A 24,219-nucleotide genomic window follows, 5' to 3' on the forward strand; every position below is an offset into this window, starting at 1 on the left:
CACAATCGAGGGTTTTAAAAATGAACATCATTCGCTCTTTCAACAACTGGCGCCGTTACCGTGACACAGTTTCCGAACTGAACCGTTTGTCCAACCGTGAACTCGGTGACCTCGGTATCTCCCGCTCCGACATTCCTTACATCGCCCGCAAGTCCAACACTGCCGGTATGTAATTAAAGCAAGTCATTGCTAAAACTGTCAGGATCGGGAATTCGCCTGAACTGATAGTATGTATGCCACGAAATATCTGTGCCGGAGTTTTTCAACCACCGGCACAGACGGATAAACATCCTCCCCTTTCATGACCGGTATTCCTCCTCCCGTACCGGTCATGTTTTATTGCCTGCTGTTGTCCCTCCCGTTTTTCAGCAGGCATAGCGCTGTCAGGACTATGTCCTCCATTCTGCGCTGACTGATATCCCCCCATATCAGTCCTCCTTAAGATAGCTCTGTCGCCCTCCCTCCTGCGACAGGGCTATTTTTTTATCCATTATTCCTATCCGCAAAAGCTTGTGATCTGGCACAGAGGTGATTGATGCCGCGTTGCAAAAGCGGTATTGGACAAAGCATGTCCAATTTATCATCCTATTCACCTGTTCACATTATCGGCGGCGGCCTCGCAGGCAGCGAAGCGGCATGGCAGATTGCTGAAGCAGGCATTCCCGTCATCATTCATGAAATGCGTCCAGTGCGCGGTACAGATGCGCATAAGACCCACGGACTGGCTGAGCTTGTATGCTCCAATTCCTTCCGCTCGGATGATGCTGAAACCAATGCCGTTGGCGTGCTCCATGCTGAAATGCGTCTGGCCAATTCGCTGATTATGGCCTGCGCCGATGCCAATCAGGTTCCGGCCGGTGGTGCGCTGGCTGTTGACCGTGACGGTTTCTCTGATGCGGTCACTGCAAAGCTTGAAGCGCACCCGCTCATCACCATTCAGCGTGAAGTGGTCGAAGGTCTGCCACCGGAAGACTGGGGCAATACCATCATCGCCACCGGCCCGCTGACCGCAGCAGAACTGGCAGAGGCAATCGCACAGGAAACTGAAGCCGATTCCCTCGCCTTCTTTGATGCGATTGCGCCGATCATCCATTTTGACAGTATCAATATGGATATCTGCTGGTTCCAGTCGCGCTATGACAAAGTTGGTCCGGGCGGTACAGGCAAAGACTATATCAACTGCCCGATGGATAAAGAGCAATATCAGGCCTTTATTCAGGCTTTGATTGACGGCGAAAAGACCGAGTTCAAAGAATGGGAAGGCACACCTTATTTCGACGGCTGTCTACCAATTGAAGTGATGGCAGAGCGCGGCCCTGAAACATTGCGCCACGGCCCGATGAAACCGATGGGGCTGACCAATGCCCATAATCGCGATGTGAAGCCCTATGCAGTTGTGCAGCTTCGTCAGGATAATGCACTCGGCACGCTCTATAATATGGTCGGTTTCCAGACCAAGCTGAAATATGGCGAACAGACCCGGATTTTGCGCATGATTCCGGGTTTGGAGAATGCAGAATTTGCCCGCCTCGGCGGTTTGCACCGCAATACCTATCTCAATTCACCGATCCTGCTTGATACCAGCCTGCGCCTGAAATCCCGCCCGCAGATCCGTTTTGCAGGCCAGATAACCGGTTGTGAAGGCTATGTGGAATCTTCAGCGATGGGCTTGCTCGCCGGTCGTTTTGCGGCTGCACAGCAGCGTGGCGAGACTTTGCCGCCACCGCCTGTCACGACAGCTTTCGGCGCCTTGCTCAATCACATTACCGGCGGCCATCTTGTCAGCGATGATGAACCGGGCAAACGTTCTTTCCAGCCAATGAATGTGAATTTCGGCCTGTTTCCGGAAGTTACAGTTCCGAAACAGGAAGGTGTGCGTCTGCGCGGCAAGGAAAAGACACAGGCCAAAAAACGCGCTCTTAGTGCCCGCGCTTTGAGTGACTTCAAAGTCTGGCTGCAAGAACAGCAATAACATTTTAAAGCCGCCTCCAGAGCATGTCTCCCAAAAGCGGGTACCTGTTTTGGGGTAAAGACATGCGTAAAAACAAAGCACTAGAGCGAGCACAGTGCCACAGATTAAACGCAACACGCTCTAGAGGCGGCTTTTTATTACTTATGATTTGAGTGAGGACTTTAAGTAAATCCACTGGCGCCGTAATTGTGACAAGTCAATGCCCTGCTCGGCCACCAGATCAGCTTTGCGCTCTGCGCGCTTCAGCACCAACGGAACCAAACGCACCGGCAGATAGGCTGCTTTCAGGCTTGCCGGCATCGGTTGTTTTTCAAAAGCCGCGTAATGTTCCCGCGCCAGAGCTGTCACCACAGCCACGACACGCTGCATCGCCGCTTTGTCATCACCCTTGATAAATTGCTCTGTTGTAACACCCACCGCCTGCAACATATCTTCCGGCACATAGACCTGCCCGCGACGGCGATGCAAAGGCATCAGCCGCAGCAAACCGCTGACAGCCTGCGCAACACCCGCATGGCCGGAGAGTTCAGCCGAGGATTTTGCCGCATCGGCATCCAATATCATGGCTGCCATTTGCAAAATTGCACAGGCAGTTTCGCCGCAATAGCCTTCCAGATCATTGCGGCTCGGCATTGCATCATTATACAGATCAAAAATCCGTGCCTCACAATAAGCATCAAACACGGAACGCGGCAGCTGATAATTCTGAATGGCTTGCAGCAATAAAGCAGCCACCGGATTGCCGGTCACTGCACCATGTTCGGTGCCATTGATAAGATCACGCCACCATTGCAGGCGCACTTCCCCCGGCAATGCATCATGCACCACATCACGGATACGGGCGATTTCTGCATTGAATGCATAAAGTGCGGCAAGCGCAGGCCGCCTATCTTCCGGCGCATAAAGCACTGCCACATAGCGGTCAAAATCACTCTGGCGCAAAAATTGCAGGCAATGCTGATAATGTCCGGTCTCGGCCGCTGAAAATGTCACGGCTTTATTGTCAGTTTCAGCCACACTCTCACTCCACGGCAATCAGAGCGGCGGCAACGGCGCGGTCTTCCGCAAGCAGCACATTATAGGTGCGCACAGCAGCGCCGGTGCTCATCGGATCGGAGGAAATGCGGTGCTCACGCAACACGGCCTTAACATCTTCCGGTATCCGGCGCAGATCCATACCCGTGCCAACCAGCAGAATTTCAATATCGCTTGCCTGTTGCAGGATCATATCCAGATCAGCCACCGTCAGAATTGGTGACTGTTTTGGCTCCCAACCATGAATGCCGGATGGCAGACACATTAATGAACCGCGATGCGACATTTCCGCAAAACGAAACCCGCCATTTCCATAGGCATCAATCGGTGCCCGTCCTGGAAAATGCGCCTCACGGATTTCAATGCCAGTGTTCATTTCGTCTCTCTTTATCTTGATCGCTATAATCTGCTCAGCCCCGCATGGATGGCAAGCAATAATATGCGCCCCTTCTACAACAATATGGGAGTTTTACCAGTTCATTACAGTGCATTTCAGCCTGATTAAAACAGCATTGCCCGCAGGAGAACCTGCGGGCAATGTTTATTCTTATATTTTGCTGATTACTCAGTTTGCGGTTTGCGGTTCCGCATTTTCACTGACATCCGACGGTCTGATACCGAGCAGCCAAAGCAACGGCCCCGCAATATAGATCGACGAATAGGTCGCGATAATAATCCCCAGCGACATCATCACTGCAAAGGAACCGATATCCGCACCGCCAAAGATGTAGAGCGGGATCAGCGCCAGCAGCGTGACCAGTGAGGTCAGAATTGTACGGGACAGCGTCTGATTGATCGCAGCATCCACCAGCATACTAACCCGCGTCTGCGGATAGCGGCGCAAATTATCACGCACGCGGTCATACACGACCACAGTATCGTTAAGTGAATAGCCGATAACCGTCAGCAGCGCCGCAAGGCTCCACAAATTATATTCAAAGCGGAACAGCGCAAAAACACCGATCATGATGATAATATCATGCGTTGTTGCCAGTACCGCACCAACAGCGAACTGCCAGCGGAAACGCAGCCACAAATAGGCAAAAACGCCGATCAGTGCCAGTCCGAGCGCTGCATTACCAATCCGCGATAAATGATCGGAAACCGTTGGCCCAACCACTTCAACGCGCTGGAAATCATAATCCTGCTCGAACTCGTCGCGCAATTTCACGACTACGGTTTGCTCGGCATCATCACCGGCATCCTGCGAGCCGATCAGCAGCTCGGCAAGGTTTTCATTTTTACCCTGCACCACCCGCGCACCGTCAATATTCAGCTCGGACAGACGCAAACGAATATCATCCAGATCCGCAGGCCCTTCACGCGACTGCAGTTCGACAGAAGAACCGCCGTCGAAATCGATACCGTAATTCAGTCCCATGGTGAAATAGAACACGAGGGCAGCAACACAGGCAGCGGCAGAGATAATTGCCGTAATGCCGCTCAGTTTCATAAAGCCGATCTTGGTATTGGTTGGCACCAGTTTGAGGAAACGTGCCGGAATCACTGTTGGCTTCGACTGGCGAACCCAGAGAGAAATCAGGAGACGGGAGAAGGTGTAGGTTGTGAAAAGTGACGTCGCAACACCGATGGTCACGATGATCGCAAATTCATGCAACGGCCCGCTGCCAAACATCAGCAATACCAATGCCGCGATCAGCGTTGTCAGATTGGCATCCACCACACAGGCACGCGCACGGGAAAAACCGGATTCAATCGCCTGTACAACAGAATAACCGTTACGGCGATCTTCACGCATTTTCTCAAACAGCAGGATATTGCTGTCCACCGCCATACCGATTGTCAGCACCAGACCGGCAATGGTTGCCAACCCGACTGCAACGCCGAAGAATGACACCACGGCAATCATCAGCATGACATTGACGCCAAGCGCAATCACAGAGATCAGACCAAGCAGGCCATAGGACAGCACCATAAACAGAGCGACAACCACAAGCGCGCTCAGTGCAGTAATCAGTCCGTAGCTTGTATAATTCTGGCCAAGTGCCGAAGCAATGCTGCGCTCTTCCAGAACCTGAACCGGAGCTGCAAGCGGCCCCGAACGCAGAACAACACCAAGATTGCTCAATGTTTCCAGATCAAAGTCACCTGTGATTTGCAAATTGCCGGTCGTAATCGCTTCCTGAATACGCGGAGCCGACACAATCTGATTATCAATCACAACAGCAAGAACAGAGCCGGTATTCTTGGTCGTAAAGTCGGCCAGATCCTTTGTACCCTCTTCCGTCAGGGAGATGGTAATCACTGAATCCTGCGCGGTATTTACGCCGACTTCCGCATCGGCAATGTCTTCACCGGTAAGAACCGGTGCTTTTTTAACAATATAGCCAACTGGCGGATCATCAAATGAATAGATGATTTCCGAATCCTGCGGAACCAGCCCTTCAGCCAGCGGATCAGGCGTCGTTACTATTTTCGCCTGACGGAAATTGATATCGCCTTTCAGGCTCAGGAGATCTTTGATGAGCTGTGCATCATAAACATCCGGCACTTCAGCGCGTATCTGGTTTTTGTTCTGCACATTGATACGGGCATTATCATAACCCAGCTCAGACAAACGATCGGCCATAACGGCTGCGCTTTTATCCAGATCTTCCGCAGTAATTTTCGGCGATGCCAGAACAACGCGCGTACCGCCTGTCAGATCAAGACCGGTGATAATCTGCCCTTTCGGGAAACCGTCAGGCAGACCCGACAATTGCTGAGCGGAAAAGAAATTAGGTAATGCGAAGATAAAACCGGCCAGAACGACCAGCCAGATCAGTACCGATTTCCAGCGCGGGAAATAGAGCATCGGCAATCCATCCGTAAAATTGATGCCGCTTTGCAGCAAACCCGCAAAACAGACAGGATCAGACGTAACAGTAATGTTTTGAGAATAACTGCCGAATAAAACACGGCAAATTCTGCTTACACCACCTCATTTTCTGATCTTATACGTGATTCGTACAAATCTCAGCAGGCACACAGGCGGATGGCGCAGATTTTAAGCTGATGATGCGCTATTGCAGCACATCAAATTATAGTTTCAGGCCAATAAAAAAGCCCGCTCAAAGCGGGCTTTAATAACAATCAGCAATAAGCTTACTTGTTTTTGTTGTCGGCAACCGGTTCACCACGGGTGCGCACATCACCAATGGTGGAGCGCAGAATGCGGATTTTGATACCGTCAGCAATTTCAGCTTCCAGCTCATTATCATCGATCACTTTGGTAACTTTAGCGATGATGCCGCCACCGGTAATGATCGTGTCATTGCGGCGGATATTGGTCAGCATTTCACCGCGTTTTTTCATCTGATTACGCTGAGGGCGGATAATCAGGAAATACATAACAACGAAAATAAGGATAAACGGCAGAATGCTCATCAGCATATCCGCGCCACCGGCACCACCGGCGGCCTGAGCGTAAGCAGGGGTAACAAACATGAAAGTGACTCCTCGTCAAACTGAAAACTGTCCGATGCTTCTCGGCTGCAGAATTCCTTAAACCGATTGCGGGTTAGGGAATTATGTAGCCAAAGCCGTCATATTTCACCGGCATGCATCAAATTTATTCACTGCGCATTACAACGGTTATACGCCGTTATGCAACCATAGATGCAAATTCTTAATCCACTTTACCAGTGCGGCCATCATTTTTTTCACTCCGGCCTTGGCTACAGGCACAAATACAATATTTTCACACAACCGTACCCATGGGTACTATTCAAAGACAATAATCTTGATAAAGTCAGACTATTCTTGAAGGCAGTCTTTAAGAAGCAAACAGAAACAGTCCGGTAAAGCCGGCAGCGAATGCTCAAGTGCTTTACTTAAAATCCGGGCATTCTTGCATCCCGCCATAAGTCTGATGACCGGATACAAGAGTGCCGCGGATAGAATACAGGCTTTAAAATGAACACGACTGAGCAAATATTGAGTGCAAAACTGGATCAGCTGCTGGCTGTTCTTGAGCGCATGGCACCACCTGCCCCGAAACCATTGCAGGCAGAGAGTGCCGATACATTTGTCTGGGAGCCCTCCCGCCTTGAACTGGCACCGGTCAAAAAGGTCAACCGTGTTGATCTCGGTCTCATTCATGGTGTTGACCATGTGCGCGACCAGCTGGTGAGCAATACCGAGCGCTTTGCCCGCGGCCTGCCTGCAAATAATGTGCTGCTCTGGGGCGCACGCGGCATGGGCAAATCCTCTTTGGTCAAAGCCGCGCAGGCTTCAGTCAATCAAACCGCCGAAAAACCGCTGAAGCTCATTGAAATTCACCGCGAAGATATCAACAGCCTGCCGGTATTGATGAATCTCATCAAGGAGAGTGACTACCGTTTCATTCTGTTTTGTGACGACCTGTCCTTTGACCATGACGATACATCTTACAAATCACTGAAAGCTGCGCTTGAAGGCGGTGTCGAAGGCCGTCCTGATAATGTGATTTTCTATGCCACATCCAACCGCCGTCATCTGATGCCGCGTGAAATGATTGATAATGAGCGTTCCAGCGCTATCAATCCGTCTGAAGCGACAGAAGAAAAAGTCTCGCTCTCCGACCGCTTTGGTCTGTGGCTTGGCTTCCATAAATGCAATCAGGATGATTATCTGGCAATGGTCGACGGCTATGCCGCGCATTACGGCTTCAATTATCCGGTTGAGAAGCTGCATGCGGAAGCCCTTGAATGGTCAACCACACGCGGCAACCGTTCAGGCCGCGTTGCCTGGCAATATGTACAAGATTTGGCAGGCAGGCTTGGCATTTCCATTCATGCATAAACAAAAAAGCCCGCTGCATGATGCAGCGGGCTTTTTTTCAATTCAGAGCATAATTTTAAAGAGTTAGAACGTCCTTTGCATGGCACATGGCGCTCTATATTCTCAGAATTAAGTTTCCAGATATTTCGACGGATTAACCGGCGTAGAATTCTTACGCACTTCAAAATGCAGCTTTGGTGATTTTGCATTGCCGCTCATACCGGAACGGGCAATTTCCTCACCGCGGCGCACTTTCTGACCGCGTTGCACATTGATCTTGCTGTTATGACCATAGACAGTCACAAGACCATTTTCGTGGCGCACCAGAACAGTCTGACCGAATTCCTTCAGCCCGTCACCGGCGTAGATAACCACACCGTTTTCGGCTGCTTTAACCGGCGTACCTTCCGGCACCATAATGTCGATACCGTCATTCACAGTACCGCCGTCACGCTGACCAAAGCTGGTCAGCACCTTGCCGCGTACCGGCCAGCGCATCTGCGAGATACCGGTTGCAGAAGGCGCCATGGCGACATCCTGCTCGGCTTCTTCAATCACCTTATTGCTCGCCTGCGGCGGTGTATAAGGCTTCACGCTGCCATCCGGCACCTGTTTTGCAGCTGCAGGCGGAGTTGAAGCTGTTTTTACTGTCGTATCAACTGCGGCCTGAACCGGCTTGGCAACAGCCGCGACCTGCGTTGCTGCAGCAGTCGCCGCAACAGGGATCACCAGAGACTGACCAACGCGGATTGTACCGTCGCTCATGCCGTTCGCTTGTTTCAGAGCTGCAGCCGTCACACCATTGCGCTGGGCAATCGCATGCAGCGTATCACCGCTCTGCACAGTATAACCGCCGGTCGCAGCAGCTACTTTTGCGCCTGCATTGGCAACAGCATTATTCACTTTGTTCGTCGCAGCCTGCTGAGCATTGGCAACAGCCTGTGTGCCGTTTGATTTCAGCTGACCAAGGGTCTGCGTACCGCCATTGGCAGCAGCAACCAATGCGCCGCCGGCAGCGGCTTTAACGCCCGGAATTGTCAGTGTCTGCCCTGCCCGCAACATATTCGGGTCAGTAATATTATTCGCAGCCATCAGATCATTCGGAGACACATTAAACCGGCGGGCAACGCCGTAAAGTGTTTCACCCGGCTGCACCATCGCATTATTAACCGAACTTGCCGCAGCATTGGTCATATTGCTGCCAGCCATTGCAACCTGCTGTGTCGCCTGATCGCGTACGGACTGAACATTATTCTGCACAACCTGTGCAGCGCCCATCGGTGCGGCAGTTCCTACCGGCGGCAACTCGTTACGCTGCACATTACCGGAAGCCACACGCTGCGCAGCCGGCATCGACGGATAATTATCCGCGCCGTTATTCTGCTGATAGGACTGATTCTGTGACTGCATAATCGCGCGCTGATTATTCGTCGATCCAGTCGTAAGGCCATCCGTAAAGCGTGTCATATCCCCGCTACAGCCAGCAACCACACCTGCAAGCAGGATGACCGCGCTATGACGCAGAAGACGCTCGGACGCATGATGCAAAACTTTTTTACGCATATTCAACCCGTCCATACCCGAAACTCTAAGTAGACTTATTAAAGCGCGTTAATGTTACCTGCTGGTTAAAATTGCTGTAAAAAAATTAAAAGATTCATCAAACGGATACCATAATCGCTAAATCAGGCAAATTTGATACACGACATGCTACTCCGAAGCCTGTCAGAGCACTGTGACAACTATAAAAACCGGGAAATAAAATCAGCCGAAGTTTCAGAGAAACGCAGCAGAGCCTTCGATAAACGGCTGATAACGCACCATCATCAGGTCTTCGCGCTCAAAACGGCTGCCGACTTTGGCCATGCGGCACATGACCTGCTGCCCGTCACCCTGCCCGACCGGTGCAATCATCACGCCATGCGTTGCCAGCAAATCCAGATATTGCCGCGGCATTGCATCCGAAGCCAGCCAAACGATAATACGGTCATAAGGACCACCGGCTACACCGTGGCGGCCATCTGCATGTTTGCAAACAACATTTTCGATCTGATGCGCCTGAAACTGATTACGCGCTGCTTCTGCCAAAGTTTTATAACGCTCAATCGTTGTCACACGCGCGGCAAGGCGCGCCATGACAGCGGCAGTGAAACCCGAGCCTGTGCCGATTTCCAACACGCGATGTCCCGCTTCAAGCGACAAAGCAGAGAGAAAACGTGCCTGATCGTCCAGCCCCTCAATTGATTCGCCGCAAGCCAGCGGCAAAACACGATTGCTATAGGCAAAATCCTGATAGGCGGAATTGATGAAATGCTGACGCGGCGTGGCTTCAATTGCTGCAAACAAACGCGGATCGTGCAATCCACGACTGCGCATACGCAATACAAAAGAGGCAAAACCTTCTTTGCCGCTCATGCGATATTTGCCCGTATTTGCCTGCATGTGAATATTCATGAACCCTGCCCGAAGTCAGATTTATAGCCGATCAGGCAGCATCATCCTTTAAAATTGTAAATTCAGAGATAATGCGAAGAAATAAAAATGCCGGAGACATTTTCGCCTCCGGCATTTCCTTAATCCAGACCTGAATATCAGGCTTTTTCGATACGGGTCATGCCGCCCATATAAGGCACCAGAGCCTCAGGAATGGTGATGCTGCCATCTTCTTCCTGATAATTTTCCATCACAGCGATCAGCGCACGGCCGACAGCAACACCGGAACCGTTCAGCGTGTGAACAAAACGGTTCGCTTTTTCACCGGCAGCACGGTAACGCGCATTCATGCGGCGTCCCTGAAAATCACCGCAGACCGAGCAGCTGGAGATTTCGCGGAATGTGTTCTGACCCGGCAGCCATACTTCGATATCGTAGGTTTTCTGTGCGCCGAAGCCCATATCACCGGTGCAAAGTGTAACAGTGCGGAATGGCAGACCGAGACGCTTCAGAACTTCTTCAGCACAACCGGTCATGCGTTCAAGTTCGTCTTCCGAGCTTTCCGCATCGGTGACCGATACCATTTCCACTTTCCAGAACTGGTGCTGACGCAACATACCGCGTGTATCGCGACCGGCAGAACCGGCTTCCGAGCGGAAACAAGGTGTCAGCGCAGTCACACGCATCGGCAATTCAGCGCCATCCACAATCTCGCCATTGACCAGATTGGTCAGCGGCACTTCCGCTGTCGGGATCAGCCAACGGCCGTCAGTGGTGCGGAACAGATCTTCCGAGAATTTCGGCAGCTGGCCTGTACCATATACCGCATCATCACGCACCATCAGCGGCACCATGGTTTCAGAATAACCATGTTCCGTGGTGTGCAGATCAAGCATAAACTGACCGAGCGCGCGTTCCAGGCGCGCAAGCGCACCTTTCAGCACGGTAAAGCGCGAGCCGGACATGCGGGTAGCGCGCTCGAAATCCATCAGACCGAGGGCTTCACCCAGTTCAAAATGCTCTTTCGGTTCAAAACCGTAGTTACGGATATTGCCGATACGACGTGTCTCGACATTATCATTCTCGTCTTTACCGACAGGAACGCTGTCATAAGGCACATTCGGCAGGCTCGAGAGAACATCATTCAGCGCTTTATCGAGACGACGCTCTTCTTCTTCCGCTTCGGTGAGAAAGGTCTTCAGCTCGGCAACTTCCGCCTTCAGGCGGTCAGCGGTTGCCATATCTTTTTCGCCCATCGCTTTGCCAATCTCTTTCGACGCGGCATTGCGGCGCTCCTGCGCTTCCTGCACCTTGGCGATATGCTGACGGCGGGCTTCATCCAGCGCCAACACATCGGAGGATACAGCAGAGGCTCCGCGCTTTTGCAGAGCAGCATCAAGAGCTTCAGGGTTTTCGCGTATCCATTTAATGTCCAGCATTGGAAGTACCGTTATTTTTAGGTTCAGGTTCACCGTAATCACAACAAGCGGTTACGGCAGGCTCTTATATCGCAACACGATCACAACTGATCCGCTGCAATGCATGAAAAGGCAGCATAAATGCTGCCTTCAATTTCTATCACATGATACGAAAATCAGGACGATTTTTGCTCATTATCATCTGCAGGTGTGAGATTATTGAGAATTTCGGCCTGAGCGCGCTTCTTCTCAATCATCTGTGCCAGCCAGATCGAGATTTCGTAGAGCAGGATTGCCGGTATAGCAAGACCGATCTGGCTTGCAGGATCCGGCGGTGTCAGCACGGCAGCCACCACAAAGGCAATCACAATCGCATATTTGCGCTTATCCCGCAGGCCCTGCGCAGTCACCAGCCCAACCTTGGCCATCAGCGATGTGATAACCGGCAGCTGGAATACCAGACCAAAGGCGAAAATCAGCGTCATAATCAGACTGAGATATTCCGACACTTTCGGCAGCAGGGAAATCTGCACTTCGCCATCCGCACCCGATTGCTGCATGGCAAGGAAGAACCACATCACCATCGGTGTGAAGAAGAAATAAACCAGTGCGCCACCCAGCAGGAACAGCAAAGGCGAAGCGACCAGAAACGGCAGGAATGCCATACGCTCATGCTTATAAAGACCGGGCGCAACAAACTTGTAAATCTGCGAAGCAATCATCGGAAAGGCAAGAACCAGACCGCCGAACATCGCCACTTTCACCTGCGTGAAGAAGAACTCCTGCGGTGCGGTATAGATCAATGCAGCTTTGCTGCGATCCATCCCTGCCCAATCCAGCGCCCATTGATAAGGCAGAACCAGCAAATTGAAGAGATGCTTGGCAAAAGCAAAGCAGAGTACAAAGGCCAGAAAAAAGGCCACAATCGACCAGATCAGGCGGCGGCGCAGCTCAATGAGATGCTCAAGCAAAGGCGCAGCGCTCTGGTCTATTTCATCCTGATCACTGCTCACTGCTCAGTTCCTGTCTTTTTTGTTGTTTTCGCTGCAGCTTTTGTACGGGGCGCAGCAGCTTTTTTCTCTGCGGCTTGCTTTACCGGTGCAGCTTTAACCGCAGAATCGCTTTTTGCCGGCGCTTTCTTTGCTGCAGGTTTTGTCGCTGTGTCAGTCGTAGTTTTTGAAGCTCTGGGTTTCGCGGCTTTTTTCACCGGTTCTGCAGCAGCAGGCTCGGCAACAGCAGCTGAAGGCTTTGCAGCAACAGGCTGTGCAGCAGGCGTTGCTGCTTTCGCCTCTTCCTCTTTGATTTCAGAGAGATCGAGCGGCGAATCCATAGGCACGGCCGGTGTTTCCTCCGGCTTCGGCGATGCATTATTCAGGCTGGCACGCAAATCATCACCGGCGCTGCGCACCGGTTCAAAAATATCCGTCACCGTTTTGCGCGGGTCATATTGCTTCACGCCGTCAATTGTCTTTTTGACTTCGTCCAGCTCTGCCTCGCGCATAGCTTCATCAAAATGCGTCCGGAACTCGTTCGCCGTGGCGCGCAGCTTTCCTGTTGCCTTGCCAAAGGCGCGCAACATTTTCGGAAGATCCTTCGGGCCGACAACAACGATCATAACAACCGCAATTACCAGAAGCTCCGACCAGCCTATATCTAACATCGGCGTTCCATTTCACCATCTGTCCGCCTTTGGCCTGTGTTCAAAGCGAACGCGTGGCCAAAGTCTTTCTGCGCCGCATAAGGCGGCACAGTCCGGCAGAATGATCTGTAATTACAGTTTTGTCGTTTTCTTCGTCGGCTTGACCTGTTCGCCGGTCTCATTGTCGATGGTCTTGGAAGAAGCAACATCGGTTTCTTCAGGCTCGTTCATGCCCTGCTTGAAGTTTTTGATGCCCTTGGCAACATCGCCCATCAGTTCAGGAATTTTGCCGCGGCCAAACAACAGCAGCACAACCGCCAGAACAATAAGCCAGTGCCAGATCGAAAAACTACCCATCTTATATCCCCTAAATGCTCTCGCGGCATATTCATACCGGAGCAGGATTATCCAAATTCAGTCTCTATTTAAGCGCAATCACAGCATTGTTCAAACAGAACCGGTGAAATTTCTCTTTGTTCTACAGCATAGTTACAAAAATAAAAAACATTTATCCGGCAGAACCCCGCTGAAGCCCCTGTCCGGTAACGTGCCGCTGTTTGAAATGGCTGCAACCCTGCCGCTGCTTAAAAGTTAACAAGCACAGAATTATGACAATTTTAACAGTAACAGCAGCGAAAAGGGGCTATTTATCTTGTTCATCCTCGACCTTCGGCATGAAAAGACCTAGCTCTTCAATATCACCGGCAGTCAGCGGGTCTTCATCCGCCAGCAACTCATCCGGCCGCACACTCGGCACCGGCACAGAGAAATTCGAAGGCAGACGTGCGGAGAGCAGCCCTGCCCCGCGCAACTCATCCATACCCGGCAGATCGCGAATCTCTGCCAGACCGAAATGATCCAGAAAACTGTCTGTCGTGCCATAGGTCACCGGACGTCCCGGTGTGCGTCTGCGACCGCGCAGTTTCACCCAGCCGGTTTCCATCAGCACATCCAATGTGCCTTTTGAGGTTTCCACGCCGCGAATATCTTCCATCTCCGCACGGGTTACCGGCTGATGATAAGCAATAATCGCCAGCACTTCGAGCGCCGCACGCGACAGTTTCTTCTGTTTGACCAGATCGCGGCTCATCAGAAAGCTTAAATCCGATGCTGTGCGAAACGCCCAGCCGTCACCGGCTTTGACCAGATTGACACCGCGCAGACGATATTCACTTTGCAGCACTTTCAGCACAGGCAGCAGTTCCACATCCAGCGGCAATCGCTCCGACAGCATTTTCTCCGTCACCGGCTCGGAAGATGCGAAAATAATCGCCTCAACCATACGCACCACATCACCCAGCGCCTCGCGTGACGGCACGGACGGATTGGCATCATCTGAAGATATGATCGGCATTTCAGCCTCAGCAGCTGTCAAAATTTCAGTCTCGCTCACGCTTCATCCTTATCTTCGTGATCCGTCTTCAGATCATCGGGCACACTGCTCACCGGCTTGCGTTCGGCAGCGCGTACAAAAATCGGTTCGAAAACTGCATTCTGGCGTAATTCCATCCGCCCTTCACGCACCAGCTCAAGACTGGCGGCAAAAGAACTGGCAATCGCACTCGCACGGTCTTCCGGCCGTGCAATATAATCCAGCAGAAATGCATCCAGCGCCACCCAGTCCTGCAATTCCCCAACCATGCGCACCAGCAGCACCCGCGCCTCTTTAAGCGACCAGACTGTGCGCTTGGCAATCTGCACATGGGAAACCGCCTGCCTCTGACGCTGTGAAGCATAGGCCGTGAGCAGATCATAAAGCGAAGCGCTGTAAAGGCTGGTCTTTTCCACCAGCACCGTTTCCGGCATACCACGGGCAAATACATCGCGCCCCAGCCGGTCACGATTGACCAGCTTGCCCGCCGCATCACGCATCGCTTCAAGCCGTTTCAACCGGAATTGCAAGACAGAAGCCAGCTGTTCGCCGGTCTCACCATCCTCATCTTTGACCTTGGGGATCAGCAGACGCGATTTGAGATAGGCCAGCCATGCCGCCATCACCAGATAATCGGCAGCCAGTTCCAGCTTACGGTCGCGCGCCAGCTCAATGAATTTCAGATATTGCTCGGCAAGCGCCAGCACGGAAATCTGTGTCAGATCAACCTTCTGATTGCGTGCCAAGTGCAACAGCAAATCCATCGGGCCTTCAAAACCCTGCACATCCACATGCAGAGTCAGATCTTCGGCACTATCCGGCGGAATAATGAGTGCCGTTTCCGACTGCCACAGATCATCCATCGGCACATCGGCCTTTGGTGTCTGGGGATTATCCGTCTTTGCGGTTTCGGTACTCATCATCCGGCCTGTTATTTATTGAAGTTCTGCCCGACTATCAGGCAACAGCGACCTCTGGGAATAAAGCGTTAAATTCCGCACGGATCGCTGCCTCATTGCTCAGATCCGCTTCACCTGCAAAGACTTCAGCCAGTTCCGCACGGCGCAGGCTCTCATCTTGCAGATCAGGAATAGCAGCGGCAACGGCAATGGTTTCTTCCAGCACGCCGCTGCAATGCAGCACCACATCACAACCGGCAGCGATAATCTCACGGGCAATATCATCCAGATTACCGGACAGCGCCTTCATGGAAATATCGTCGCTCATCAGCAAGCCGTCATAATCCAGCATATCACGGATCACGCAATTGATAACCACCGGTGACAGCGTTGCAGGACGTTCCGGATCAAGCGCCTTGTAAACAATATGCGCAGTCATAGCGGCCGGCAGATCATCCAGCTGGCAGAATGGTACAAAATCACGGGCACAAAGTTCGCTCAAAGGCGCATCAACGCTCGGCAGTTCCTTATGACTGTCGGCAAATGCACGGCCATGCCCCGGCATATGTTTCATCACCGGCAGCACACCACCGGCCATCAGTCCTTCAGCAACCGCATTGCCCAATACCGCAACAGTTTCCGGGTCATAGGAATAAGCGCGCGAACCGATCACCTCATGAGAGCCTTCAACCGGCACATCCAGCACCGGCAGACAATTGGCATTGATGCCAACGCCCATCAGATCAAAAGCATGAAGACGGCCAAGCAACCAGGCGGCGCGCATACCCTGTTCTTCATCCTGTTCATAAAGCGCACCGATCTGCGATGCTGACGGATAATTCGGCACCAGCGGCGGGCGCAGACGCTGCACACGTCCGCCTTCCTGATCGATAAAGATCAGTGTCTCATCCCGTCCGGTTACATCGCGGATTTGCGCGGTCAATGCGCGCAACTGCTCCAGACTTTCCACATTGCGGGCAAACAGAATAAAGCCCCACGGACGCACACGACGGAACAATTCCTGCTCGGCTTCGGTCAGCATTGTACCTTCGAAACCGGTAATCATGGCTTTAAATGTCATTGCGGCAATGCTCCTCGCCTATTGGAATATGACAAATCAGATAATGCTCTCTGCATAACCCATAAAGAGAAAATGCGCTGCGTATTTTAAAGATACACAGCGCATTTCATGTTTGTTTTACATATTTTCAGATCAGAGTGTCGGGAAGCAGCTGCCGCCGGCAGATTTCAGACGCTCACAGAGCGCTGCGGCTTCAGCCTTGGTGCCACCCGGAATACGGACACGGTAATAAGTACCCTTACCGGCAATATCCGCTCTTTTGATATCAACACCACGACCACCGATAACATTACCGTAACGCGAGCTCATATTGGCATAGCTCTTCTGTGCCAGTTCTGCACTCGGCTGCGAAGCGATCTGAATGAACCATGTACCCGCAGGAACATTGGCCGAAACATTGGCCGCAGGCGCAGTGGCGCTGGCAACCTGCTGTGGCGCAGTATTTTGTGCAGGACGCTCCACATTGCCTACAACATTAACCGGCTGCTCGGCAGGACGGGATGGCACAACCGGAGCTGTTGTCACTTCACGCGGTTTGACCTGTTCACCGGAAGCGGTGAAAGTCTGTGTCTGTACAACACGCGGTGCTGCTGCACTCTGTGCAGAAGGTGCCGGTGCATCAGTACCCAGACGTTCAGGAACAGCGCTCTGGCTGATCAGGCGGGATGCCTCATCAAGACCATTATCGGTTGCAGCTGCATTATTATTTGCAGGCGCAGTGGCCGCCGGTGCTTCACTCGGTACGATTGTACCGTCAGCGCGCACAACCATAGTTTTGACCGTGCGCGGTGTTACCAGCTCACGCTCAGCCTCTTGTGCCTGATTATTGGCAGCAGGAGGCGTCGCACTATTGGTGCTTTCCGGCTCATCTGACAATAAGCGGTCTTCTTCCGCATCTGCACCCTGCAACAGGCCTACATCAACCGGCTCTTCTTCCGTATTGATAAGGGTCTTCTGTTCAGGCGCAGCAGGCTTGGTACCGGAAACCTGATCGTAAACAGCCTTGTCCTGATTTGGTACAACCATACCGCCCGGATTTTCCGGCTGGACTTTAACCGGCTGGCTGTCAGCCCGCAGAACTGCAGGTTCGCCGCCGACAACACCGCCGGATTTGAGCATATAGTAACCGCCGCCCAGAACGATCAGAGCTGCTGCAGCGACTGATGCCCAGAGGATAGGTTTACGCAACGGGTTCTCTTCACGCGGACGGGCTTCCGTATAGTCATCCTCATCACGGGCAAAATTCTCGGACAGATTATAGGTGTCGAAATCATTATTCTGCGCACCCTGAGCCGCCCAGTGATTATAATAATCATCCTGCGTGGCATTGCCTGTCTGGCCTGCACCGCTCTGCGCGGAAGAACCACGCAATGCTGCACCCGCTACGGCTGCTCCGGCAAGACCAGCTGCAGCACCGGCAATAGTGCCGAAACCTGCACCAGTTGAACCGGTTTCTTCCGGCTCAGCTTTGACGCTCGTATGATAGTCTGCGAAATTATCCTGCAGGATATTTTCAAAAGCCTTATCCGCCTCACTGGTTGTATCCGGTGCGGCAGCTTCATTCACACTGATCGTGCTGAAAATTTCTGCAAATTCTGATTCGAGACTGTTCAGCCCTGTTTCTTTAACATCATCGCCATAGCTGACCTCAGGCAGATCGAGCGCCTGTGTCTGCTCAACCTTGTTTTCCGACACAACAACGGATTCGATTTCCGGTGCCGGTACAAACGGCTTGGAGGCTGCACTCTGAGCAGGCTGATAGGCCGGAATCTCCGGTTCATCATTCAGATCTAGATCAAGCGGCAGCTCTTCCGATGCTTCTGCAACGGCGAAATCATCGGCAGGCTGCAGGTCTTCATCAAATGAGAAATCGAAATCATCATTGCTGAAGAAATTATCCGCCGCAGCCGGTTCTTCATAAGCCGGTTCTTCGTAGGAAGCTGCAGCAGGAGCAGTCTCACGCACAGGCTGCGAAGCATAGGCAGACGGAATAGCAGCAATCGTATCCGCAAAGCTGCTGACGGAGCGTTCTGCTGTGCTTGCAGCAGATGTGGTTGCAGCCGCAGCTGCCGGTGTCGCCGCACCGAATGTGTAGGAAGAATAACCACGCACTGCATTATGCGCCAACGGAGTCACAGGCTCATTATACGCCAATGGAGCCACCGGCTCATTATACGTCAATGGAGCCTCCGGCTCCGGCACATAAGATTGCTCTATGGCCTGTTCTGCAACGGGCGCATTTTCTTCTGCTTCGTAGAAATCATCGCCAAAGTTGAAATTTTCAGTTTGCTGATCTTCTTCAAAAGCGACAGCCTGTTCCGGCTCATAGGTTTCTGTTGTTTCTTCCGCGTAATCAGACTGTGATCTGGCGCCGAACAGATCCGCAAAGGAACTGGCTGCCGGAGCTTCAGCTGTATCTGCACTGTCCTCTTCCCAATTGGTCTGGGCGCTGGCTGTGCGGTTTGGCAAACGGCTCAGATCAGGAGCTGCAAAGAACTCATCATCAATCTGATCGTAATTCTGCACCGGTGCAGCCTGCGTATAATCATCCTCGCCCTGCATATCTGTATGGGCATAATGATCCGCAACCGGCTCCTGACCGTCGAAATCGGCAACAGCAGGGGCAACCTCAATGGACGGCGCATCAAACAATGGTTCGATATCGGTTAGCGGAACAACTTCATCCTCATAAGCCACGACCGGATCAGCATAGGCCGCTGCTTCTGGTGTTGCTTCAAACGGTACCTGATAAGCATAATTATCCGTCTGAGCCGGTGCCGCAGCAGGTGCTTCATCCTGCAGCAGGAATGAAAGTTCATCCTCAAAGCTGGTATCAGACTGCTGTGCTGCATTCACAGGGCGGTAAGCCTCGCTTTCCGCAAAAACATTGTCATAGCTCTGGGCAACAAATTCCTGTTGCGGCTCACGGCCGATATCAGAAAAATCGAAATCGTCTGTATTCAGTTCAGGCAGATCAAAATCCTGAGCGGCCTGCTCTTGCGAAACATTGGCCGCGGCTTCAGAATATTCAGGCGCATTGGAACCATAACCCGACTGATAAGGCTGGGCATACTGGTTCTCCTGATAATACGGCTCAGCAGCAACCTGCAAAGCGGTTTCCGGTTCAAAGCTCTGGCTCAGCTCATTTTCCAGCGAAGAGAAATAATCTTCATTCGCAGCCTGCACAGGCTCTGAAAATGCTGCATCCTGAGGCAGATCGGAATAGGCCTCATAATACGCATTCTGCGGTTCCGCAGCTGTATAATCCTGCTCTTCCGCATAATATTGCGGAATATCCTGCTGAAAAGCAGGCTGGGACTGTTCCGGTGCTTTTTCTTCTGCATAAGCACGCTGCAACGGCGCATAGCCGGTAAAGCGCGGCTCGACAGCCTGCTGGTAAGAGCGGCTCTCTGTAGCTGTCTGCTGAACAGGGCTGAACACTTCATCCTGCGGCTGGAAATTGCGGGCTGGCTGTGCCGGTTCAGCAGCGAAGTCCGCCGCGAATTCAGCATCAAAATCTGCCATCAGTTCCCGCTCAAGGCTCATCTCGGAAGACATTTCCGGTTCAGCCTGCGCATTCTGCATATTTTTTTGTTCTGCCGGTTCATCAAAGCCAAAAATGCGCGACAATTCAAACAGCGGATCATTATCCCGCGCCGATTCGTCGCGAATATCACTGTGATTCTGATTGCGGCCCGTCACGCTACTGTCAGTCATGGCGTTTTCCTAATTTCAACTGGAGCGCCCGCCGACGTCTCCCTAATCATTGCTAATATAGCAAGGCAATGTGGGCAAAACTTGACAGTAGTTTCCTGCAAAAACGGCACGAAAACGCAGCAAATGCGCCTTTCGTGCCGGTCTTTACCTGAATATCAGAGGCGGTAACTTAAACCGCCCTCACTCTATTCAGCGCATTTCTGTCGGAGCATCCGCGCCGATAATCGACAATCCGGATACCAAGACATCAGAAACAACCTGCACCAGCCCTAACCTGGCAAGTGACAAGTTTGTATCGTTAACCTTAATAAAACGTAAGTCCGGGTTGTCCGAGCCACGATTCCACTGAGAATGGAACGCACTTGCGAGGTCATAGAGGTAAAATGCGAGCCTGTGCGGCTCCTGATGGATAGCCGCAGTCTCAATCAGACGCGGATATTCGGCAAGCTTACGCACCAGCGCCACTTCGCTCTCATCGGTGAGCAGAGACAGGTATTTTGCCGCCTCTTCACGCTCGATTTTTTCCAGACCAAGCTGTTCTTTCGCCTGACGGAAAACCGAGTTCGCACGCGCAGATGCATATTGCACATAGAATACCGGATTGTCTTTGGACTGTTCGGTGACCTTGGCAAAGTCAAAGTCCAGCGACGCGTCATTCTTGCGGTAAAGCATCATGAAACGCACAGCATCGGAACCAACTTCATCCACTACATCGCGCAGCGTAATAAACTGGCCTGAACGCTTGGACATACGCACCGGCTCGCCATCACGGAACAGCTTGACCATCTGGCAAATCAGTACTGTCAGCTCAGCCTTACCTTCAGCAACAGCTTTCGCCACCGCTTCCAGACGCTTGATATAGCCGCCATGATCAGCACCGAGGACATAGATCATTTCCTCAAAGCCGCGATCAAACTTGTTTTTGAAATAGGCAACATCCGCAGCAAAATAAGTGAAGCTGCCGTCAGACTTAACCAGCGCACGATCCATATCATCGCCGACTTCGGTCGAACGCAGCAATGTCTGCTCACGATCTTCCCAGTCATCCGGCAGCTGGCCTTTTGGCGGCGGCAGCTTGCCTTTATAGACATGGCCTTTGAGCGTCAGATCATTGATCGCGGTGCGGATCAGCTTGGCATGGTCAGCATGCAGGCTGCGCTCGGAGAAGAACAGGTCATGATGCACATTGAGGGAGGCCAGATCATCACGGATCAGCGCCATCATGGCATCAATCGCACGGTCTTTTACCAGTGGCAGAACTTCTTCTTCCGGCTTTTCCAGCAGCGACGAGCCAAATTCTTTGGCCAGTGCCTGACCAAGCGGCACCAGATAATCGCCCGGATAAAGACCGGCAGGAATTTCGCCAATATCTTCGCCCAGCGCTTCGCGGTAACGCAGCATCACGGATTTGGCGACAACATCAATCTGCGCACCGGCATCATTGATGTAATATTCTTTGGTTACGTCATAACCGGCAAATTTCAGCAGATTGGCCAGCACATCGCCGACAACCGCGCCACGGCAATGGCCGACATGCATCGGACCGGTCGGGTTAGCGGAAACATATTCCACATTGACCTTGCGCATACCGCCCATTTTTGAACGACCGTAATCAGTGCCTTCTGCCAGCATAACGCCCAGCTGACGCTGCCAGTAATCATCATTCAGACGCAGATTGATAAAGCCCGGACCGGCCACATCAACGGATGCAACATCTGCATCGCCTTTCAGCGCTTCAGCGATTTTGGCTGCCAGTTCACGCGGATTGCTGCCAACCGCCTTGGAAAGCACCATGGCCGCATTGGTGGAAATATCACCATGTGTGGCATCGCGCGGCGGCTCAACACCAACACGGGAAACATCCAGTTCACCACCGTCTTTGTCTTTTAAACCAAGATCTTGCAGTGTCTTTTTAATTTTAACGTCGAAATCAGCAAAGATATTCATAATCTGTCCTGTCGGAACATAAATGCGGAGCAAGCCGCAATTCACATTCAATCAATTGAACGTCATGCAATGGGGAAGCTCAGCGCCTCGCAAATCACACAGTCAGAAATGGCAGTTTTGCAGCCCGTTTAAGCCAAGTCGGGCGTATGGTCAAACAATCGTCGGTGTTCACGCACGGCATAATTATCAGTCATACCTGCAAGGAAATCCGCAATCTGGCGCGCAAAGGCTGAAGTCTCGTTACCGGCAATCCCTGCCCGCCAGTCGGCAGGCATCGCATCCGGCGCCGTCATATAAGCATCGAACAGGTCTTTCACGACCTGATCGGCATTTTTGCGGATCGGCACGACCTGCGCGTTGAAATAGAGATTCCGGTAGAGAAACTTCTTCAAGGTTTTCTCGGCAATCGCCATATCCGGCGAAAAGCCCACCATCATCTCACTGGCCGCACGCACATCATCCACACTCTGCGGATTGAATTTTTTGATCTGATCCTGCGCATGCGCAATCACATCCTCAACCATACGGGTGATCTGCCGGCGCATCAGTTCATGGCCACGACGCACCGGATCAAGCTTCGGATAAAGGCGATGCACTTCCTGCAAAATATCGCGGGTCAGCGGCACTTCTTCCAGTTGCTCAAGCGTGAGCAGACCGGAACGCAGACCATCATCAATATCATGGGCATTATAGGCAATATCATCGGCAATGGCCGCACATTGCGCCTCAAGACTGGCAAAGCCGGAAAGCTCCAGATCAAAACGCTCATTATATTTGAGGATCGACCCCGGAACCGGCTCACCATCCGAATAAGGGCCGGTCAGCGGGCCGTTATGTTTGACCAGACCTTCCAGCGTTTCCCATGACAGGTTGAGCCCGTCAAATTCCGCATAGCGTTTTTCCAGCAAGGTCACGATGCGCAGCGACTGCGCGTTATGATCGAAGCCGCCATAGTCTGCCATTTTCTCATTCAGGGCATCTTCGCCCGTATGGCCAAACGGCGTATGACCGAAATCATGCACCAGCGCCACGGCTTCAGCCAGATCTTCATCCAGCCGCAATGCGCGCGCCAAAGCACGGGCAATCTGCGCCACCTCAATCGTATGCGTCAGCCTTGTGCGGTAATGATCGCCTTCATGGGCGATAAACACCTGTGTCTTGTGCTTTAATCGTCGGAAAGCAGTAGAGTGGATAATGCGGTCGCGGTCACGCTGATAAGGCGTGCGTGTTCGGCTCTCGGTCTCATGCACCAAGCGTCCGCGCGTTTGCGCAGGATCGCATGCATAAGGAGCACGTTCACGATAGCCGAAACCAATACTGTCCATCATTCTTCCTGTTATGATTTGTGTTTCATCAACCAAAAATCTGCAAGCTTGCGCAAAGCACATCAGGCCTTTCGCAACAATTGCACTCTGCTGCATTATCATGATTGCAGTGCAAAATAACAGGTTTGATATGCAGTGCAGTATAAAACTTTAGGGCAAATGACGTGTGACAGGAGATTGCACCCTCTGCGCCTCTGACCTATATTATAGTCCTATCAACATATATCCTGTGCGGAACTTGAACCGCCCATGATTTTAAGGTGACTATTATGACGGACATTTCCGTATCGGATGCGGCGGCCAAACGCATTGTCAAAATTCTGCAAAAACAAGCCGACAAATCAGCTCTGCGTATTTCCGTTGAGGGCGGCGGCTGTTCAGGCTTTTCCTATAAATTCGATCTCGTCAGCGATACCAATGATGATGATCTGATCATTGAAAAAGACGGTGCCAAAGTGCTGATCGATAGCATTTCCGTACCTTATATTGACGGTTCGGTTATTGATTTTATTGATGATCTGATGGGACAGTCCTTCCAGATCAACAATCCGAATGTCACATCATCCTGCGGCTGCGGTGTCAGTTTCGCAATCTGACCGGTTTCTGCCATGAATAGCTGC

The 24,219-nt window shown here is 52.0% G+C and carries 20 protein-coding genes; 4 read left to right on the forward strand and 16 right to left on the reverse strand.

Annotation, left to right across the window (positions count from 1 at the left end; genetic code table 11):
• The first annotated feature begins 20 nt into the window (after positions 1-20).
• Positions 21-173 (forward strand): DUF1127 domain-containing protein, encoded by a 153-nt coding sequence (locus LDL70_RS08715; RefSeq protein WP_022711474.1) that lies wholly within the window; start codon positions 21-23, stop codon positions 171-173.
• Positions 174-568: 395 nt separating this feature from the next.
• Positions 569-1,972 carry a methylenetetrahydrofolate--tRNA-(uracil(54)-C(5))-methyltransferase (FADH(2)-oxidizing) TrmFO gene (trmFO, locus tag LDL70_RS08720; protein WP_225684868.1) on the forward strand — a complete coding sequence of 468 codons (1,404 nt, stop codon included), beginning with the start codon at positions 569-571 and terminating at the stop codon, positions 1,970-1,972.
• 141 nt (positions 1,973-2,113) lie between these two features.
• Here trmFO and LDL70_RS08725 read toward each other — a convergent pair whose 3' ends face one another.
• The 4 genes from LDL70_RS08725 to yajC all read right to left on the reverse strand — a co-directional run bounded on the left by LDL70_RS08725 (position 2,114) and on the right by yajC (position 6,454).
• On the reverse strand, positions 2,114-2,989 hold the full coding sequence (locus LDL70_RS08725; protein WP_225684869.1) for a phytoene/squalene synthase family protein: 876 nt from the start codon (positions 2,987-2,989) through the stop codon (positions 2,114-2,116).
• Between the two features lie 4 nt (positions 2,990-2,993).
• Complete coding sequence (locus LDL70_RS08730; protein WP_022711477.1) at positions 2,994-3,383, reverse strand: Mth938-like domain-containing protein; 390 nt, start codon at positions 3,381-3,383, stop codon at positions 2,994-2,996.
• A gap of 189 nt (positions 3,384-3,572) precedes the next feature.
• Positions 3,573-5,822 carry a protein translocase subunit SecD gene (gene secD, locus LDL70_RS08735; protein ID WP_225684870.1) on the reverse strand — a complete coding sequence of 750 codons (2,250 nt, stop codon included), beginning with the start codon at positions 5,820-5,822 and terminating at the stop codon, positions 3,573-3,575.
• Positions 5,823-6,112: 290 nt separating this feature from the next.
• Entirely contained in the window at positions 6,113-6,454 is a 342-nt protein-coding gene (yajC, locus tag LDL70_RS08740) for a preprotein translocase subunit YajC (RefSeq protein ID WP_225684871.1), read from the reverse strand.
• A 468-nt stretch (positions 6,455-6,922) separates the two neighbouring features.
• Between yajC and LDL70_RS08745 the strand changes: the two genes are divergently transcribed.
• The gene (locus LDL70_RS08745; RefSeq protein ID WP_075654874.1) at positions 6,923-7,789 is read left to right on the forward strand and encodes an ATP-binding protein; all 867 of its coding nucleotides are present in this window, start codon (positions 6,923-6,925) and stop codon (positions 7,787-7,789) included.
• A 108-nt stretch (positions 7,790-7,897) separates the two neighbouring features.
• On the opposite strand, the gene LDL70_RS08750 is transcribed toward LDL70_RS08745, so the two are convergent.
• The 12 genes from LDL70_RS08750 to LDL70_RS08805 form a co-directional block, all read right to left on the reverse strand.
• Positions 7,898-9,121 carry a LysM peptidoglycan-binding domain-containing protein gene (locus LDL70_RS08750; protein ID WP_370637824.1) on the reverse strand — a complete coding sequence of 408 codons (1,224 nt, stop codon included), beginning with the start codon at positions 9,119-9,121 and terminating at the stop codon, positions 7,898-7,900.
• A gap of 423 nt (positions 9,122-9,544) precedes the next feature.
• Positions 9,545-10,222 carry a protein-L-isoaspartate(D-aspartate) O-methyltransferase gene (locus LDL70_RS08755; protein WP_022711482.1) on the reverse strand — a complete coding sequence of 226 codons (678 nt, stop codon included), beginning with the start codon at positions 10,220-10,222 and terminating at the stop codon, positions 9,545-9,547.
• A gap of 137 nt (positions 10,223-10,359) precedes the next feature.
• Positions 10,360-11,640 (reverse strand): serine--tRNA ligase, encoded by a 1,281-nt coding sequence (gene serS, locus LDL70_RS08760; protein WP_225684873.1) that lies wholly within the window; start codon positions 11,638-11,640, stop codon positions 10,360-10,362.
• A gap of 155 nt (positions 11,641-11,795) precedes the next feature.
• Positions 11,796-12,632 carry a twin-arginine translocase subunit TatC gene (gene tatC / locus LDL70_RS08765; protein WP_022711484.1) on the reverse strand — a complete coding sequence of 279 codons (837 nt, stop codon included), beginning with the start codon at positions 12,630-12,632 and terminating at the stop codon, positions 11,796-11,798.
• Positions 12,629-13,279, reverse strand: a complete 651-nt coding sequence (gene tatB, locus LDL70_RS08770; RefSeq protein WP_225684874.1) for a Sec-independent protein translocase protein TatB — start codon at positions 13,277-13,279, stop codon at positions 12,629-12,631. The genes tatC and tatB overlap by 4 nt, the downstream gene beginning before the upstream one ends.
• Positions 13,280-13,390: 111 nt before the next feature.
• Positions 13,391-13,615: a twin-arginine translocase TatA/TatE family subunit gene (locus LDL70_RS08775; RefSeq protein ID WP_022711486.1), complete on the reverse strand. Its 225-nt coding sequence runs from the start codon at positions 13,613-13,615 to the stop codon at positions 13,391-13,393.
• 286 nt (positions 13,616-13,901) lie between these two features.
• Entirely contained in the window at positions 13,902-14,612 is a 711-nt protein-coding gene (scpB, locus tag LDL70_RS08780) for an SMC-Scp complex subunit ScpB (RefSeq protein ID WP_151159353.1), read from the reverse strand.
• A 35-nt stretch (positions 14,613-14,647) separates the two neighbouring features.
• Positions 14,648-15,550, reverse strand: coding sequence for a ScpA family protein (locus tag LDL70_RS08785; protein ID WP_370637825.1), 903 nt, complete (start codon positions 15,548-15,550; stop codon positions 14,648-14,650).
• A 37-nt stretch (positions 15,551-15,587) separates the two neighbouring features.
• On the reverse strand, positions 15,588-16,610 hold the full coding sequence (gene nagZ, locus LDL70_RS08790; RefSeq protein WP_225684875.1) for a beta-N-acetylhexosaminidase: 1,023 nt from the start codon (positions 16,608-16,610) through the stop codon (positions 15,588-15,590).
• Positions 16,611-16,742: 132 nt separating this feature from the next.
• Positions 16,743-20,327, reverse strand: coding sequence for an SPOR domain-containing protein (locus LDL70_RS08795; protein WP_225684876.1), 3,585 nt, complete (start codon positions 20,325-20,327; stop codon positions 16,743-16,745).
• Positions 20,328-20,516: 189 nt separating this feature from the next.
• Positions 20,517-22,274, reverse strand: a complete 1,758-nt coding sequence (gene argS / locus LDL70_RS08800; protein WP_225684877.1) for an arginine--tRNA ligase — start codon at positions 22,272-22,274, stop codon at positions 20,517-20,519.
• 128 nt (positions 22,275-22,402) lie between these two features.
• Positions 22,403-23,602: a deoxyguanosinetriphosphate triphosphohydrolase gene (locus LDL70_RS08805; RefSeq protein WP_225684878.1), complete on the reverse strand. Its 1,200-nt coding sequence runs from the start codon at positions 23,600-23,602 to the stop codon at positions 22,403-22,405.
• 266 nt (positions 23,603-23,868) lie between these two features.
• Here LDL70_RS08805 and erpA point away from each other — a divergent pair, with 266 nt between their 5' ends.
• Positions 23,869-24,195 (forward strand): iron-sulfur cluster insertion protein ErpA, encoded by a 327-nt coding sequence (erpA, locus tag LDL70_RS08810; RefSeq protein WP_075654866.1) that lies wholly within the window; start codon positions 23,869-23,871, stop codon positions 24,193-24,195.
• Positions 24,196-24,219 lie beyond the last annotated feature (24 nt).

The organism is Pseudochrobactrum sp. XF203 (assembly GCF_020341615.1).
Taxonomy (GTDB): Bacteria; Pseudomonadota; Alphaproteobacteria; order Rhizobiales; family Rhizobiaceae; genus Pseudochrobactrum; species Pseudochrobactrum saccharolyticum.

Bases quoted from the DNA above. Each gene is read 5' to 3' on its own strand.
- LDL70_RS08750 (WP_370637824.1), bottom strand. From the start codon at position 9,121: ATGCCGGCTGCGCAGCGTGTGGCTTCCGGTAATGTGCAGCGTAACGAG.
- erpA (WP_075654866.1), top strand. From the start codon at position 23,869: ATGACGGACATTTCCGTATCGGATGCGGCGGCCAAACGCATTGTCAAA.
- secD (WP_225684870.1), bottom strand. From the start codon at position 5,822: ATGCTCTATTTCCCGCGCTGGAAATCGGTACTGATCTGGCTGGTCGTT.
- argS (WP_225684877.1), bottom strand. From the start codon at position 22,274: ATGAATATCTTTGCTGATTTCGACGTTAAAATTAAAAAGACACTGCAA.
- yajC (WP_225684871.1), bottom strand. From the start codon at position 6,454: ATGTTTGTTACCCCTGCTTACGCTCAGGCCGCCGGTGGTGCCGGTGGC.
- LDL70_RS08730 (WP_022711477.1), bottom strand. From the start codon at position 3,383: ATGAACACTGGCATTGAAATCCGTGAGGCGCATTTTCCAGGACGGGCA.
- trmFO (WP_225684868.1), top strand. From the start codon at position 569: ATGTCCAATTTATCATCCTATTCACCTGTTCACATTATCGGCGGCGGC.
- LDL70_RS08755 (WP_022711482.1), bottom strand. From the start codon at position 10,222: ATGAATATTCACATGCAGGCAAATACGGGCAAATATCGCATGAGCGGC.
- LDL70_RS08715 (WP_022711474.1), top strand. From the start codon at position 21: ATGAACATCATTCGCTCTTTCAACAACTGGCGCCGTTACCGTGACACA.
- serS (WP_225684873.1), bottom strand. From the start codon at position 11,640: ATGCTGGACATTAAATGGATACGCGAAAACCCTGAAGCTCTTGATGCT.
- LDL70_RS08785 (WP_370637825.1), bottom strand. From the start codon at position 15,550: ATGAGTACCGAAACCGCAAAGACGGATAATCCCCAGACACCAAAGGCC.
- LDL70_RS08805 (WP_225684878.1), bottom strand. From the start codon at position 23,602: ATGATGGACAGTATTGGTTTCGGCTATCGTGAACGTGCTCCTTATGCA.
- LDL70_RS08775 (WP_022711486.1), bottom strand. From the start codon at position 13,615: ATGGGTAGTTTTTCGATCTGGCACTGGCTTATTGTTCTGGCGGTTGTG.
- LDL70_RS08795 (WP_225684876.1), bottom strand. From the start codon at position 20,327: ATGACTGACAGTAGCGTGACGGGCCGCAATCAGAATCACAGTGATATT.
- nagZ (WP_225684875.1), bottom strand. From the start codon at position 16,610: ATGACATTTAAAGCCATGATTACCGGTTTCGAAGGTACAATGCTGACC.
- tatB (WP_225684874.1), bottom strand. From the start codon at position 13,279: ATGTTAGATATAGGCTGGTCGGAGCTTCTGGTAATTGCGGTTGTTATG.
- scpB (WP_151159353.1), bottom strand. From the start codon at position 14,612: ATGCCGATCATATCTTCAGATGATGCCAATCCGTCCGTGCCGTCACGC.
- LDL70_RS08745 (WP_075654874.1), top strand. From the start codon at position 6,923: ATGAACACGACTGAGCAAATATTGAGTGCAAAACTGGATCAGCTGCTG.